This is a genomic window from Leptolyngbya sp. FACHB-8, from assembly GCF_014695575.1.
Taxonomy (GTDB): domain Bacteria; phylum Cyanobacteriota; class Cyanobacteriia; order Elainellales; family Elainellaceae; genus Vacuolonema.
This window is the reverse complement of the sequence record NZ_JACJOO010000043.1, coordinates 13,608-28,574: the sequence shown is the minus strand read 5'-3', so window position 1 is coordinate 28,574 and position 14,967 is coordinate 13,608. Positions and strand designations below refer to the sequence as shown.

Annotated in this window: 14 protein-coding genes and 2 tRNA genes; 3 read left to right on the top strand and 13 right to left on the bottom strand. The window is 50.4% G+C overall.

Annotated elements, in window-relative coordinates; all coding sequences use genetic code 11:
• Nucleotides 1-418: 418 nt before the first annotated feature.
• A complete protein-coding gene (locus H6F91_RS09395) occupies nucleotides 419-1,174 on the top strand; it encodes a 2-phosphosulfolactate phosphatase family protein (RefSeq protein ID WP_190775066.1) in 756 nt (251 codons plus the stop codon).
• Between the two features lie 118 nt (nucleotides 1,175-1,292).
• On the opposite strand, the gene H6F91_RS09390 is transcribed toward H6F91_RS09395, so the two are convergent.
• From H6F91_RS09390 to H6F91_RS09345, 10 genes are all read right to left on the bottom strand, one after another.
• Nucleotides 1,293-1,982 (bottom strand): DUF6629 family protein, encoded by a 690-nt coding sequence (locus tag H6F91_RS09390; protein WP_347280020.1) that lies wholly within the window; start codon nucleotides 1,980-1,982, stop codon nucleotides 1,293-1,295.
• A gap of 180 nt (nucleotides 1,983-2,162) precedes the next feature.
• On the bottom strand, nucleotides 2,163-2,789 hold the full coding sequence (locus tag H6F91_RS09385; protein ID WP_190775068.1) for a CatB-related O-acetyltransferase: 627 nt from the start codon (nucleotides 2,787-2,789) through the stop codon (nucleotides 2,163-2,165).
• A gap of 332 nt (nucleotides 2,790-3,121) precedes the next feature.
• Nucleotides 3,122-3,442: an AzlD domain-containing protein gene (locus H6F91_RS09380; protein WP_190775069.1), complete on the bottom strand. Its 321-nt coding sequence runs from the start codon at nucleotides 3,440-3,442 to the stop codon at nucleotides 3,122-3,124.
• A gap of 26 nt (nucleotides 3,443-3,468) precedes the next feature.
• A complete protein-coding gene (locus H6F91_RS09375; RefSeq protein WP_190775092.1) occupies nucleotides 3,469-4,191 on the bottom strand; it encodes an AzlC family ABC transporter permease in 723 nt (240 codons plus the stop codon).
• Between the two features lie 51 nt (nucleotides 4,192-4,242).
• Nucleotides 4,243-5,112 carry an AraC family ligand binding domain-containing protein gene (locus H6F91_RS09370; RefSeq protein ID WP_190775070.1) on the bottom strand — a complete coding sequence of 290 codons (870 nt, stop codon included), beginning with the start codon at nucleotides 5,110-5,112 and terminating at the stop codon, nucleotides 4,243-4,245.
• Nucleotides 5,113-5,252: 140 nt separating this feature from the next.
• On the bottom strand, nucleotides 5,253-5,798 hold the full coding sequence (locus H6F91_RS09365) for a peroxiredoxin (RefSeq protein WP_190775071.1): 546 nt from the start codon (nucleotides 5,796-5,798) through the stop codon (nucleotides 5,253-5,255).
• A 260-nt stretch (nucleotides 5,799-6,058) separates the two neighbouring features.
• Nucleotides 6,059-6,131 (bottom strand) — tRNA-Glu (locus tag H6F91_RS09360).
• 165 nt (nucleotides 6,132-6,296) lie between these two features.
• Nucleotides 6,297-6,369 (bottom strand) — tRNA-Glu (locus H6F91_RS09355).
• 236 nt (nucleotides 6,370-6,605) lie between these two features.
• Complete coding sequence (locus tag H6F91_RS09350; RefSeq protein WP_190775072.1) at nucleotides 6,606-6,920, bottom strand: metalloregulator ArsR/SmtB family transcription factor; 315 nt, start codon at nucleotides 6,918-6,920, stop codon at nucleotides 6,606-6,608.
• A 382-nt stretch (nucleotides 6,921-7,302) separates the two neighbouring features.
• Entirely contained in the window at nucleotides 7,303-8,001 is a 699-nt protein-coding gene (locus H6F91_RS09345) for a phosphatidate cytidylyltransferase (RefSeq protein ID WP_190775073.1), read from the bottom strand.
• 147 nt (nucleotides 8,002-8,148) lie between these two features.
• Here H6F91_RS09345 and psb28 point away from each other — a divergent pair, with 147 nt between their 5' ends.
• Nucleotides 8,149-8,523 (top strand): photosystem II reaction center protein Psb28, encoded by a 375-nt coding sequence (psb28, locus tag H6F91_RS09340; RefSeq protein WP_190775074.1) that lies wholly within the window; start codon nucleotides 8,149-8,151, stop codon nucleotides 8,521-8,523.
• A gap of 294 nt (nucleotides 8,524-8,817) precedes the next feature.
• Complete coding sequence (locus tag H6F91_RS09335) at nucleotides 8,818-9,738, top strand: TIGR01777 family oxidoreductase (RefSeq protein ID WP_190775075.1); 921 nt, start codon at nucleotides 8,818-8,820, stop codon at nucleotides 9,736-9,738.
• A 105-nt stretch (nucleotides 9,739-9,843) separates the two neighbouring features.
• On the opposite strand, the gene H6F91_RS09330 is transcribed toward H6F91_RS09335, so the two are convergent.
• The 3 genes from H6F91_RS09330 to H6F91_RS09320 all read right to left on the bottom strand — a co-directional run bounded on the left by H6F91_RS09330 (nucleotide 9,844) and on the right by H6F91_RS09320 (nucleotide 14,877).
• Nucleotides 9,844-11,886, bottom strand: a complete 2,043-nt coding sequence (locus H6F91_RS09330) for a M1 family aminopeptidase (RefSeq protein WP_190775076.1) — start codon at nucleotides 11,884-11,886, stop codon at nucleotides 9,844-9,846.
• A 1,019-nt stretch (nucleotides 11,887-12,905) separates the two neighbouring features.
• A complete protein-coding gene (locus H6F91_RS09325) occupies nucleotides 12,906-13,565 on the bottom strand; it encodes a DUF3386 domain-containing protein (RefSeq protein WP_190775077.1) in 660 nt (219 codons plus the stop codon).
• A 79-nt stretch (nucleotides 13,566-13,644) separates the two neighbouring features.
• Nucleotides 13,645-14,877 carry an MltA domain-containing protein gene (locus H6F91_RS09320; protein WP_242035708.1) on the bottom strand — a complete coding sequence of 411 codons (1,233 nt, stop codon included), beginning with the start codon at nucleotides 14,875-14,877 and terminating at the stop codon, nucleotides 13,645-13,647.
• Between the last annotated feature and the right edge of the window lie 90 nt (nucleotides 14,878-14,967).

Sequence of the window (14,967 nt, the reverse complement as noted above, 5' to 3'; positions counted from 1 at the left end):
TCAGATCACGCAGGGGATGTTTTTGGCGACGGGTCATAGCAGGGCACCCAAGGGTTCCCTACTATCTTGACAGCCGCCTATAAAAAATGGCGATATTCGAGTCAAATGACCCACTAGTTCTGAGCGTATAGTCTCGTGGACTCCTGTTGAGTGTGGTGTGTACAACACATTACACTCAAGAAAAAGGTATAGGTGCTTTAACGTAATGGAACTCAGGTGTATGGAGTTAAGTCTATGCTATCTAGGTAATGATCCCTATTCGTAACATTCCGTTATCTGCAACAATAAGGCAGATGCTAGTTGCTGGCCGCTGGTTTTCTTGATGATAACCATACACACGCACCGAACCCTGGGGCCGACGAATGGCCAGCCTGCCCATTAGACACGGTTTGGTCACCTAAATTAGGAACGCTCGCCCGTGAAGGTTTTTGTTTACCACACCCCTGAACAGATTCCGAGCCAGTCTGTCCCAGATTGTGCGATCGCCGTTGATGTCCTGCGAGCGACAACAACCATGGCTACAGCCCTCTCTGCTGGGGCCGAGGCTGTCCAGGTTTTTAGTGACTTGGATGAGTTGATGCAGGTCAGTGAAAGTTGGCAACCTGAGAAACGGTTACGAGCTGGAGAACGAGGCGGTTCGAAGGTAGAAGGGTTTGACTTCGGCAACTCTCCGTTGCAATGTACTCCCGAAGTCGTTGGCGGGCGGCGGTTGTTTATCAGCACAACGAATGGTACCCGTGCCCTTACCAGTGTACGGGCCGCCAAAGTGGTTCTCGCAGCTTCCTTGATCAATCGCAACGCTGCTGTTAATTTCCTCAAAACTCATGCCCCCGAGACAATTTGGATTGTTGGCTCCGGTTGGGAAGGGGCGTATTCGTTAGAAGACACGGTTTGCGCTGGGGCTATTCTTCAAGGTCTGGCAGACCTGCTGGAGCTTCCAGCAGAATCTCTGGCTGGCAATGATGAGGCGATCGCTGCTACTGCTCTCTATGGCACCTGGCAAAATCGGCTTCTGGATTTATTGCGCCACGCCAGTCACGGCCAGCGTTTGCTACGCCTCAACAATCATGAAGATCTGGCCTACTGTGCTCAGACTGACATCCTTGATGTGTTGCCCATTCAGCGGGAGCCTGGGGTGCTGGTGAATCATGTGAGCTTGGTGTCCGTGTCTTAGAGCGATCGTTAACTTTGAATGAAAGAGTGTAGAGCCAAAGGCTCTACACTCTTTTTGTTACGAATGCAGCTTGTGCTGTTCCACGGTGATGGAACAGATTTCATTCCCGTCTGGATGCTTATGAGGGACGAAATCGGGAGCTGGGTCTTAATGTGGCAGCGCCCTGAAGAAACTGATAGACCACATAGCTAGAGGCGATCGCCGCAAAAAAGCACCACACCGAAATAAATCCCTGCTCAAAGAAGCGAGATGTTGCTAGCAGCGTCCCTAGCACGAGCCATCCCATTCCTGAGACAACTGAGTTACGGGTCAGGAGTAGAGGTGTCAGAATAGTTGCGATATAGAGCACGCGACCCCAATAGCCCAATAGCGGGTGATCAATGAGAGTTTTGAGTGCGTAGTCGAGTGTCTGCTGGCGGATGCTGAGGGTTAACCAATCGGGATGAAACCATAAAGGCACAAGCAGATAGGTGCCGTACAGTGCTCCTACCCAGGCCATGCCTTGCCAAAGCCGACGCATCTGGGGTCGCTTTTCTAGCTGAGATGCCATAAGCGGTATCCAGCAAAGCCAAAACCCGTGGGAGAAAAAGGCAAATCCTATAGCCGCGCGGCTTACAAGCGCTGGATTATCGGTTCCCAGCCCCACCCAGACTAACCCTTCAATACCTTGCTGAAGACCAAAAGCCAGAGGGAATGTGGCGAGGGGAAGATAATGGCGATCGCCCTTCCAGGCCTTCTGAATACACCAAACTCCTGCTGGTATCAGGACCGAACTCACTGTAAAACTTGCTGTGGCAGAAAAACACATACCTGTAAATCCCCTCACATGAAATGGCTCTCGAGAAAGAGTTAAGCCTTGATTGCGAAAACCTTTCTTTTCATAAGGCCGTTGAACAGCTGTCGTATGAGGGACTGTTTTAAAGGTTTTTTTGGTGCTTCGAGCGTAGAAAACCAACCTTATAAAACAGTCCTTAGAACGAATGGCAATTTAATGAGCTTGCCGCAATGCTTCAATCTCAGATCCACAAATGGTATGTAAGTTGCGGGTAATTTTCTCAATGTCCCAATCCCACCAGCGGATGTCTAAGAGGGCTGTAATAGTAGTGTCATCAAATCGTTTGCGAATTTCCTTTGCAGGATTGCCGCCTACCACCGTATAGGGGGGTACTGAGCGCGTCACGACCGAATGGGTTGCAACAATCGCTCCATCCCCTACTTCAACCCCGGGCATAAAGGTTGCGCCGTACCCAATCCACACATCATTGCCAATGACTGTATTGCCCTTATTGGGCCAGCTATTTGGCATCGCTTTTTCCCATCCCTCACCAAATACAGGAAATGGATAATTCGTAAACCAATCTGTACGATGGTTGCCACCATTCATAATGAATTTCACATCAGAAGCAATGGAACAGAACTTGCCAATGATTAGTTGATCACCAACAAAATCAAATAAATAGAGAACATTTTTCTCAAAGTTCTCAGGATTCTCAAAATCATCGTAATAGGTGTAGTCACCGACAATAATTTGTGGATTGGTAATAATATTTTTCAAATAAACCAATCGGCTTGTACTGGCAATTGGGTGTTTGGTGTCGGGGGAGGGGCCGTACATGTCAAAATCCTAAATAGTTTTGGGAAGGTGGAGTGAGTGTAGCCCATCCACCTTTTCAAAACCATTTCACAAGTTACATAGAAACGCTATCAAGCACTCATCTCAATTAAGTTTAGAATCTGAACTGCTGTGCTACCTGTTAAGCGTGCCACACAGCAGTTTGGATTCCAGGTGTAATGATAACTACCGACTTACAACGCTTTTCAAGCCCTTAAAATCTAGTTGTTTTTGTGAGAGCTGCGCTCCGCGCGGTTCTCACAAAAACAACCGTAGCTAATTTAAGCGCAAAGCGCTGTAGAAGTAGCAAAACTCGGTAGTGGATGCAGATCCGCTTAAAACACGACCCATTGCCACAGAAAAAAACTAATCATGCCCACCACGATGGTGAGTAGCAAATTCCGGGTGAACCATCCCGTTGCAAAAGCCGCGATCGCCCCTACCAATCGCGCATTCGCCAATCCAATTTCCAGAGTATCGCCGGAAGGCATCAGCACGGCCGGAACAACGATCGCCGTTAACACCACAGGTGGCACATAACGCAACGCATTCAATAGCGGTTGGGACAGGTGAATACGACCACTCATGGCAAACATGCTATAGCGGATGGCAAAGGTGACCAGGGCCATACCGGAGATGAGGAGAAATTCAGTCATGGTTTTTAGGGAAGGGGGATAGCAGTTTAAAGACTTGAAGATTTGTCGCGGAGCGCATTTTCGCTCCATAGCCCAACCGTGATGCCGACCAGTGACGCAAGCATTAAGCCAACCTTATGGGGCCAGGAGTAGGTGAGGAGGGCTGTGATACCCGCAACCGTCACGGCAAGGCCCATGGGTCGCGTTTTCAAGTAGGGAATGATCATGCCGATAAAGGTAACGGACATGGCAAAGTCTAAGCCCCAATTTGCGGCATTGGGGATACGCTGGCCAACGGCAATGCCGATGCAGGTCCAGACTTGCCAGTTGACATACATCAGTAGCGCCGCCCCCAGGTAATACCAATGGGCTAAGGGGTTGCGCTGATTGGTTTCGTAGCGGCGAATGGCGATCGCAAACGCTTCATCCGTCAACCAGAATCCCATCGCTAATTTCCAGTGCTGAGGCAAATGCTTCACATGGGGCACCAGGCTCATGCTGTAGAGTAAGTGGCGTAGATTTACCACAAAGGTTGTCAATACAATCAGCGGCCAAGCCGTACCCGCCGCAACCATGCCAATGGCGATAAATTGCGATGAACCTGCAAAAACGACGGCAGAGAGGGCGATCGCCCCAGCCACCGATACACCGCTGCTTAAAGCCAGCGTGCCAAAAATAATGCCGAAGGGAATGGCCCCGACTACCAGAGGAATAATGTCACGGGCACCCGCCAGAAACTCAGAAACGGGTGTGAGACGGGATAGACGCATGCTTTCCTGCATAGAACAGCCCTGTGGGGGTGTAGAGGTAGCCCACGGTTGTTAGCTTAAGGAAGGCAGACGGGAAAATTCTTGTACGTTTTTGCAGCCGCGTTGATATTGGCCAGGAGTGACCCCAAAAATGCGTTTGAAGTGGCGGTTCAGGTGGCTCTGGTCTGTAAAGCCGCTATCAATAGCCACTTGAACGAGCGGCACTCCATGAGCGATGAGCCGTTTGGCGTAGTAAAGGCGGAGTTGATTTTGGTAAGCATGGGGCGGCAGCCCAAACTGAGCCCGAAAGGTGCGCAATAGGCGGAAGGGTTGCATCTGGGCGAAAGCGGCAAGGTCATCTAGAGAAACGCTCTCGTTCAGATGGGTGGCCAGGTAGTCGCGCACCTGGGCCATCCGTTGGGGGTCGGGGCTGATGGAGCGAGGAATGGGGCGATCGCTCCCATAGCGCGCGATCAACTGAGCCAGCACCCACAATAGCCGCGATTCCCATTCCAACTGCGAAGCACCCTGTTCCAATGCTTGATGCACGCCCGATAATTCTCGGACTAATACAGGGTCATGGATCACAGGGTTGGGGAAATAAGGGAGGGTGACCGGATGTCCTGCCAACTGGTTAGCAACTTCTCCGAGAACGGAGGCGTCCGGGTAGAACATGCGATACGTCCACCCACTGGCTTCAGCGGCGTGCCCTGTATGAACTTCACCCGGATGAATCAGCGCAATACTACCGGCTGGAGCGACATAGGAGGCCCCACGATACTGGAACCCTTCTTGCCCACGCTCAATTACTCCCAACGCATAACCATCGTGGGTGTGGCGAGCAAAGGAGTGGGTAATGTAGGTCGCCCGCAGTAGTTCAACCTGGGGTAACAACGGGTCTTTCCAAAACTTGACAGATTCTTTGTGGGAGCGATCGGCCACAACGGTGAGGGGCTAAAAGGGCATGGAAATGCGGTTAGTGTACCTTGCTCCTGCCGTTCAGACCATCCTTCAGTCGGGCGAGGATCGCTCCATATTTATGAAAGGAAAAGGGGTGCGAGGCACCCCTTTTCCTTTCATCGTCAGGCTCCCTGCAATTCTTCCAGGCGAGCCAACACTTCAGCGCTGTGAATAGCAGGATTGACTCCGAGGAATCGGGCACGGAGGATGCCATCGGGGTCAATTATGTAGGTGTGGCGGAGCGATCGCCCCGTCAGGTAAGACCCATAGGCTTTGCTCACCGCCCCTGTCGTGTCTGCCAGTAAGGGAAAACGCAACCCTTCGGAGTCGCAGAAGTCGCTATGGGAGGTGACATCATCGGTGCTAATGCCCACGATCTTTGTGTTGCGCTCCAAATACTTTGGCAAATCCTTCTGAAAGCGCCGAGCCTCTAGAGTGCAACCGGAGGTAAAGTCTTGGGGATAAAAATAGGCGACTAGCCAGCTTCCCCGATAATCGCTGAGGGAAATATCTTGGGCTCCCTGGTTACTGGGCAGAGTGAAGGTTGGTGCGGGCTGCTCAAGAGCAGGCTGCTCTCCCCCCAAAGCCAGAGCCGACGGCATCGGCAACCAGACGGCGAGCATTAGTAAGGCTGCTCCCAGAAAAACTATGCATCTACGGATATTCATACCAGCTCCATCATGCTTAGAAGTCAGGCAGTCACACGCGAACAATCACAGCGGCGGGACATGCCAAAGTTTACATAGCTTTACATTACTAGAATTACCAGGTTTTTCAGGCGTAAAGGTCTGTAAGCCCCCATTCAGCAACGCCTCCTCACGAGAACACGTTGGATACCGTTGGCACAAAGATAAAAAAAGTGTTTAAAGACAAAAAAATAAGACCACTGCATCTAAGATGTAGTGGTTCTATCTTGGTTATTTTTAAGTACCCCCAGGGGAATTCGAATCCCCGTCGCCTCCGTGAAAGGGAGGTGTCCTAGGCCTCTAGACGATGGGGGCTAGCGGCTCAGTGCGTCTCGCACCTCAACTTTATATAGATTACCACTAAATGTTGCAGGTTTTGCCAAGTCTTACAGGAATAAGTAATTTACTTTCTAAATAAAAGGGCGTCTTTTAAAGAATAAAAAAATAGCCTGCCTTGAAAAAGGCAGGCTATTTTTTAAGTACCCCCAGGGGAATTCGAATCCCCGTCGCCTCCGTGAAAGGGAGGTGTCCTAGGCCTCTAGACGATGGGGGCCTGTCGCTCACCGCGTTTCGCGTTTCGCTTGACCTTTATTAAGGTAGCGAAAACAGCAGCAACTTGTCAACACTTTTTGGCCCAGAGAATGCAATTTTTTGTGGCAGCCTGAGTTCTGCTGATTTTTGTGCGATTTTTGCTGGAGGGTTACAGGCAAGCCCTTACCTGCAACCCTCCAGCAAAAAGGCACAGAGATGAGCTGTGAGATACGTGAAACTACTCAGCTATCTCTCAGATCAGTGCTGAGACAATGAGCTTTCGCGGGAACAGGAGTTGTGGTTGCATTGCCAGCACTGGAGCATCAGGGGATCGATGACTCGGTAGTAATGAAAGTGCCCGCTCTGCCGACAGGCGATCGCTTTCACATCCCTAAGGAGTCGGAGATGCCGCGACACATTGGCCTGCTTAAAGCCAGTGCGATCGCAAATCTCCTGCACGTTTAACTCCTCGCTGCCGATTACATCCAGAATGCGCAGGCGAGTCGGTTCTGAGAGAACCCGAAATCGCTCAGCCATTTGTTCCAAACGAGCCAGTTGTGTCGAGGTTTGCATATGTTTTCAAACCCCTCGAAGGGTCATGCCTGAGTTGAATGCTTGAATTATGACGCTCAAATGTGAGGATCTTGGGGGGATGCTAGAAAACCTCAGTTCGGGTTAAGAGCTTTTTCGAGTGCCGCGCTTCGCGCGGCACTCGAAAAAGCCCATTATTGCGTGCGCGTCGCGCACGCAATAATGGGCGGTTCGGCTTATCCCGAACTGACGTTAGAAAGGGTGTCCTCGGGTCATCGCACCACGTGCTCAGAACCCAGAAGTGTATTGTTTAAGCCACGCTCCTCAAAAAAATGGCGTGCGCAAAATGCACGCCAAGATTGGGCATCTGGGCTTCTCCCAAATTGAGGTTATGTAAATTCTGTGTTTGCCAGGTGAGAGCCTATTAAGCCAGGAACAACTGGCTCAGGAGGAAGGCGATCGCCCCGCTTCCTAGCGGCACTGTCAGGTTATCTACCCCAAATTTTGAGCAAGACTCCAGGATCGTGGCGGCGATCGCGACTAACCCCGCAACTACCCAGATGGGCTCCTGTGTGGGTAACGCAGATAGCACCGTCCCTGCGACCATAAAACTAATTAGAAACATGGCTGCCGTACCTTCCCAACTCTTCTTCATGCCCCAGATTTGGTAAGGATGCCGGCCCCAAGTTTGCCCTATCAGGGCAGCAAGGCCATCCCCCCAGGCCATCACCAAAATGCCAAGCACGGCGAAATGGGGCAGACTCGACCAGAACAGGCCGATAAGTGATGCAAAACTCAGCGTGTAAAAGAAAGTGCCCAGGCTCTGACGCCCTACACTGTTAATGCCCGGTAGGATGGGAAGCCAGTATGAGAGAAGCGTCACTCCACTAAATAGCAGCGATGCGCTAACCCCCAGCCACGCTGGAATTTGCAACCACCAGGCCAGCAAAATCACATTGCCAATGCCGATGTGAACAATTTTGCGCACCACCTCTGAGTCTGCTAGGCCCAGTTGTCCTACCATCTCTGCTAGCAGAATAACACCGCCAACCCACCCGCCCAGGATGACGAGCTTTTGCCAAAATAGCAGCGTTGCTCCAGCTTCTAGCAATGTGCGTTCCACCCCTCTTCATGACTGTCGAGATTTTACCGGGTTTCGTCCCTAAAGTCGTTTCTATAAAGATGGATTCCTCTCTAACGGGGTAATTTCATGCCTCCAATTTTTATTCGGTATACTGCAAACAATGCCCCTCCGCCTGGATAAATTGCTATGGCTTTCTCAACCCCCAGCATCGAGTTCTTTGATGGGTTGCCTGAGACATTGAGTGATGTAAGTTTGCGGCGCGATCGCAACACCGGCACCCACATCCTTGTGCTGAGTTTTGAGCAACTTCAAGCTTTAGAACGCTTCAATAGCTTCACACGCCAATTTAATCAAAGTGTCCGCCTCACAGATGAGGAAGGTAACATTAGCCTCACTCCCTCGTCGCTTCAGGTTGTCTATGGTGGCAGTGAAGGCGACGACCTCCAGCGAGTCGAATGCCGCATCGAAATCGACCAGGAGGAGCATTGGGAACGCTTGATGCGCTTTCTTTACCGCTATGCCGAAGCGAATGGGCTGGAGTATGGGGAACCCGGAAATTGAGCTTCATGATTCCTATCTTTGAAAGAGGGTGAGTGCTCAGCACCCACCCTCTTTCAACTATTCAAGTGATTGTTCTGAATAGGATGAGTTTTAGGTAACCTGAGTTCGGGTTAAGGGCGTTTTCGAGTGCCGCGCGTTGCGCGGCACTCGAAAACGCTCATTTTGGCGTGCGCTTTGCGCACGCCAAAATGAGCACTTCAGCTTAACTCGAACTGAGGTTAGGTAGAATCGAATGCCGAATACCTTGATAATGAAATAGTTTAAGTTTCGTATCATTTAGGCTGGCATCCCATCATGAAGATTGCAGTTACCGGAGCCACCGGATTCGTTGGCACACGCCTGGTGGAACGGCTTCAGGAAGAAGGCCATAGCGTATTAGTGTTGACCCGTGATGCAGTTCGGGGGCGACGCGTGTTTCCAGAGTCTGCGTTTCCTAAGGTTGAGGTGGTGGCTTATACACCCCTGGAGTCGGGAGAGTGGCAGGGGGCGATCGCCGGATGCGATGGCGTGGTGAATCTGGCAGGTGCTCCGATCGCAGAGAGCCGTTGGACTCCTGAACGCAAAAAAGAAATTTTGGATAGCCGCAATATTGGGACGCAGAAAATTGTGGAGGCGATCGCCCAGGCGAATCCGAAACCTTCTGTCCTGGTCAATTCGTCAGCGATCGGTTTCTATGGCAGCAGCGAAACCGCTACCTTTGATGAGACGAGTGCCAATGGCGATGATTTTCTGGCTCAGGTATGCCGCGAATGGGAGGCGGAAGCCCAGAAGGTGCAGGAGAGTGGTACGCGTCTGGTCATCCTCCGCACCGGTATTGTGCTGGGTATGGGTGGGGCGATCGAAAAAATGTTGTTGCCCTTCAAGCTCTTTGCTGGTGGTCCTATTGGTTCGGGCCGTCAGTGGTTCTCCTGGATTCACCGAGATGATTTGGTCAATTTGATTCTTGCTGCTCTCACAAATTCTCAGATGAATGGGGTCTTTAATGCCACGGCTCCTAACCCGGTACGGATGACAGAATTTACTCAGGTGATGGGGCAGGTGATGCATCGTCCCTCCTGGTTGCCGGTACCAGCGATCGCCCTGGAAGTGCTCCTGGGTGATGCGGCCCACGTCGTTCTTGAAGGGCAACAAGTACTTCCCAAACGCACCCAGGATAGTGGTTTCCGCTATCGATATGAAACGGTGAAACCTGCTTTAGAAGAAGTTTTGAAATAACTTGCACGATTGAAATAACTCGAAAATTCAACCACGTAAAAGCGCGACGCTTAGCGTCGCGCTTTTACCTTTTACAGGGTTTGTGTTGGGTAACCTGAGTGGAAATTAGGCCACAAAAATTTTGTTCAGGTTACGGCTAAAGGTATCCGCTGTTTGATTCCGAACGACTGCGAGCAGATCGGTGCCCTGAAAAACTTGGACACCCTGGTTGATATTCGTAAATGACAAAGACTCGCGGGAGCCACTCACCTGGAACCTGGTCGCACCCAATCTAAAGCTGTGGATTGTGTCATAGCCAGAATCTGCCGCTAAGGTAACCGTTGCCCGGCTCTGGCCCAGCCAGATTACGTCTACCCCATCTCCGCTGTTGATGGTGTCCCCACCTCCTTTGCCGTGGATCGTGTCGTTGCCCGTGCCTCCCAGAATTTCGTCAGCCTGGTACCCGCCATAGATCAGATCATCGCCGGCGTTACCATTCAGAACATTCAAACCACTTTTGCCATAAATCTGGTCGTTACCATCACCCCCGTAAACGGTGTCGACCCTTACTCCACCGTAGATTTGATCGTTGCCTGCATTGCCAAAGAGGCTATTGTTGCCATTCCTGCCATAGATTTTGTCATTGCCTGACAACCCTGTCAGGGTTTCATTGGCCGAGGAGCCGACCAAGCGATCGCTACCTGATGTGCCAGCAAAGAGATTCAGTTCCGGGATAGAGGCCAGGGTGGGGCTATAGAACCAGCGCTCGAACAGGTTATCCAACTGCTCGTTGCTGGTTGTCTCCGCAACTGTCAGAAAATCGGCTGGAGTGACATTTTTGCCCTCAAACTGAGTGAAGTAATTTCGCAGCGTGGCGAGAAAGTTCTCGGTTCCAATCTCTAATCGCAGGGCATGGAGCCCCAGAGCTCCCCACTCGTAGACGCCAGCGTTAAACAGGTTATTCGCCGGAGGAGCGCCCGGTGGGTAAACCGTATCAAATCGACGGGCAATGTAGTTGTATTGGTCTGTTACCCAGCTGTTCAGAGCTTCCTGACCACCCCGGTCGTACTCAACCCAAAGCGCCTGAGCATAAGTTGCAAAGCTTTCATTAAGCCAGATGTCTTTCCAGTCACTCAGGGCCAGGCTATCGCCAAACCACTGGTGAGCTAATTCGTGGGCGATCGTCTCTTCAGTAGACTCGTTGTCACCCAGCATATCTACTCCGAAGATGGAGAGGGTTTGGGTTTCTAGAGCCGAGCCAGTTTCTGCATTCACGACAACTGAACCATAAACCTCGAAGGGATACGGTCCAAAAATGGAACTGAAAAGGCCCATCATTTCAGATTGTCGCTGGAATGGTGTGAGCAATTCCTCTGAAACATCTTCGTCAAAGTAATTGCGAATCACAACACCATTGGGAGCAACTTCGGATTGTCGTTGAAATCCATCAAAGATATTGATGGTGGTGAGGTAACTCACCATTGGATCACGTGCTTCAAACAAATAGGTTGTTGTTGTGCCGTTATCAATTTCTTGTTCTAAAACACCATTGGCGGCGACATCAAAATTTTCAGGAACAGTAATGCGGAAGGTGTAAGAAGCGCGATCGAGAGGATGGTCATTCACGGGATAGAAATTCGCAGCACCATCAGGTTCACTGAGAACGAAGCTGCCATTATCTGCAAGAACCCAACCTGTCGGAACTGGGAAGTCAAAGGCTGCCGAGTTAGTAGGAGTTGGAGAGCCACTATAATCTACCTCTACGGTAAAGGTTTCCCCCTCTCCAAGGGCTTCAGTGGGCGTAATGGTTAGCTCTTGCCCATCACGAGTAAAGGTTGCAGCCTGACCGTTAACCGTAATACCCTCGATCGCAAATCCAATGAAATCCAGGTTGAAACTGCTGAGGGCTTGAGTGGCTGTAGCTTCAATGGTGGTTGTTGCGGTAAGGGCACTGGTCGCAACATCTGTAACGTTCAAATCTAGTGTGTAATGTTGAACGTCATAGCCTCCATTCCCAAAACCAGGATATAGAGAATCTCCTACACCGCTCGACCCTGCCGCAGGTAGCGTTGTTGTTTGTTGGGGTACAAACGACGAGACATTCGCGCTCTGAACTGCATCTTCTGACCAGCGATCAGAGAGGCCAAACTGCCTACAAATTGAACACATAAAGTTTATTGTTGGTAAAAAACAGAGGCTGGAAGTTGCCTACTACTCCGCAGGATTGGAGACGATCTTTGAGATATTCCAAGAAAGGTGATTTTCGTGCGTATCACGCATGGAGAATTAGCTTTCAAGAACACTCTAAAGATAGAAAAGCAGAGCGATCGCCCCATAGAAAATGAAATTTCTAGGTCAGAAAATCTCTATTCTTATGGTTCAAGAGAGTCGAATCAGGCTCAAAGAACATATCAAGAATTGAATTTTTGAGGTATAAAACGCATGAAAAAATCAACCCTTTTTTGGGGGCTTATCATGTCCTTTTTATTCCTGCTTCCATAGGAATAAGAAGCTGAGCAAGAATACTTGTTCGAGTCTCTGCAAATCCTGACAGTAAACACATCTAATAGTAGGGACGCTCATCAAAAAGAGGCAGTATTTTTACGGAAACTTTATCTTTAAAATTCCTTTTTTAGGAAGGTATAAGACTTATCTTTTATCAGGAAATACAGAGCTTAAAATTGTTTTTATGTGAGTAGTATTCCTCAACCCCCTAAGGAGAGAGACTGTTTTTCTTGTGAGAAAATTTGTATAGAAGGTGACAGAAAATAGGCGATCGCTACCCCTTATTTAATTACACGAAATGATTAAATATGAAGTCCAAAAAGTCTTTTTGCCTACGAAGCGAATGGCAAAGCTTTTTGAATTTTGTGCTTGATTAAGTGGGATTGAACCCTGTTTTTGATGCCCTTATAACCCTTTTCGATCTAATGATTTATGAGAAATAAATGTGAGATAAAATCCTGCATCTATCTCTCGTACTTCATCCGCTTGGGAAATGCTTTATATAGCTCTAAATGATTTTTTATACGGAACAGGCTTTGTTCATCCACATTTGGGCGTACGTACACCAAAATGGGATTTTTCGGAGAGGCGCACCTCTCCGAAAAATCCCTTAACCCAAACTCTGGTTAAAAAAGAACAGTGCGCCATGCGAAGCATGGCGCACTGTCTAACGCATTGAGTTATTAAGATGCAGTAGCAACAGCCGGTTGCAGCAATGCAATGTTGGAGAAGGCGAAGTCCTGAAAATCTGCCTGCATTCCTTCCGTACGAATAGTTCGCTGGCTCAGAATGTAGTAATCGCCTACCTTCGTGTACTGGTCTTCAAAAAAGCTCTTGCCGCCTTTTTGTTCGCCTGTTTGAGGGTCGTGATAGACCGAGTCATAGGTGTGGGAAAGGTAGCCGCCTTCGGTTTGGTGGCTGCTGAAGGTGTTGATGGTAACGACAACACCATGAATGTGTCGGTGTACCAGCACCACTTCGTTATTGCAGATTTTGTAATAATCTCCAGAGGATTTGCCGCCCACCAAGAGCTTTACGGCTCCTGTTTCATCGGTTTCATCCAGGTCAAAGGTGTTTTTGCTGTGTGTGTCATCGAAGGAGCGGCGGATGCGGTGGATGGCAATCTCCTGCAACTGCCCAGCAATCAGCTTCTTGGCCGATTCATCCTCAATTCCTGTGATTTCGGTGCTGAGATTAGCGTTAACGCGCACCTGCCCTGTATAGGTTGTGCCATTCCAGTCAAACGCAATGTCAGCCTTGTAGCCTGGGAAGTTGCGATCCCAGGTGTAGCGATTCTCATAGGCCGCCCGCATTAACTCACGAGCATCTTGGGTTACGGTCATAATGTGTGATTTGCTGAGGTTCTTCTCTAGTGTAAAGCGGGTGATGAATGCCCGACAGCAAGAACCGTCGATTTTGCGTTCAGGGTTCCCGTAATAAAAGGTAGTAAAGCTCCCCTGGATTATTTACAAGACCTGCGCGATCGCCCGCTACCGGTCCCGTTCCCATGAAAATATCGACCCGTCCCGGCCCCTGAATGGCGCCACCCGTATCCTGATCCAGCACGAAGCGACTCACCCGTTGGGAAAAGAGGCGACCATCACGATCGGGATACGGCAGGTTGGTGTAAATCAAGGCCAGGGCACCAGGTGGCATCACGGTTTTGTCTGTTGCAATGGAGCGTTCGGACGTAACCGGTACGTTGAGACTGCCCAGGGGCGGATGCCCAGCGGTTTCCTGGAAGAAGATAAAACGATTGTTGCGGGAAATATACTCGTTTAGCTCGTCGGGATGTTGCCGAAAATAGTCAATAACGACTGGCAGAGTCAGTCCTTCGGCAGGAACTTTACCATCGTTAATCAGCTCTCGGCCCAGGCTGACATAGGGGTGCTCTGTGCGGCCTGCATAGCCCACCGTCATAATGCCGTTGTTTGCTAATTGTAGGCGGGCAGAACCCTGTACCTGGATCAGGTAGGCATCAAGGCGATTGCGCAACCACACCAACTCCAACCCCCGCAACCGACCCTGGCTTCCTTGCAGGCCATCAATGCCTTCCAGCTCCAGCCGGGTGGGATGAGGTTGGGGCCATTGAGCTAGATTGGCTGGTTCCCGGTAGAGGGGGTAGCGGAACTCGACTGTGCGAACTCGGCTGGCAGGGTAAATGGGCTCAAAGTACCCGGTGAAGTCGACTGTACCCTCGCCATCCCGACCGATGGATTGATACAGCTCGAACTCGTTAAGGATTGCCGTCTGGAAGGATTCCAACGAGTTGGAGGTGCGCAACAGTTGTCGGAAGCGGGTAAGGCTACGACGGACGCGATCGCGCGTAAACTCAGGCATTCCATACTGGGTGTAAGCTTCCTGGGCGGCAGGAGTACTCAGGTAAGCCAGAGAGCGGTCGATCGCCTGCAACAGAGCCGCGCGATCTTGCCAGAGGCGATTGTCACGCAGCAGGGCATAACGGGTTTGGCGATCGACCACATCAGCGGGGCCTAAACGCCGCAGAGGAGCTTCTGCTGTAGTCGCAGGTGCACTCTCTGCGGGCGTTTCTTGAGCCCATGCCGCCGGTAGGCCTGTCAGAAGGGTGCCGATCAGTGTGGCTCCCACGGCAATAGCCAGAGGGAGCCTTCCTGAGGGGCGCTTCTGGGCTTGCAACCAATCCCTGTCCCATTGAGAGATTGGATTCAACTTTTGTGGAGATAACTCACAAAAATTGAATCCTATAGGTGTTTTTCCAGCCATCCT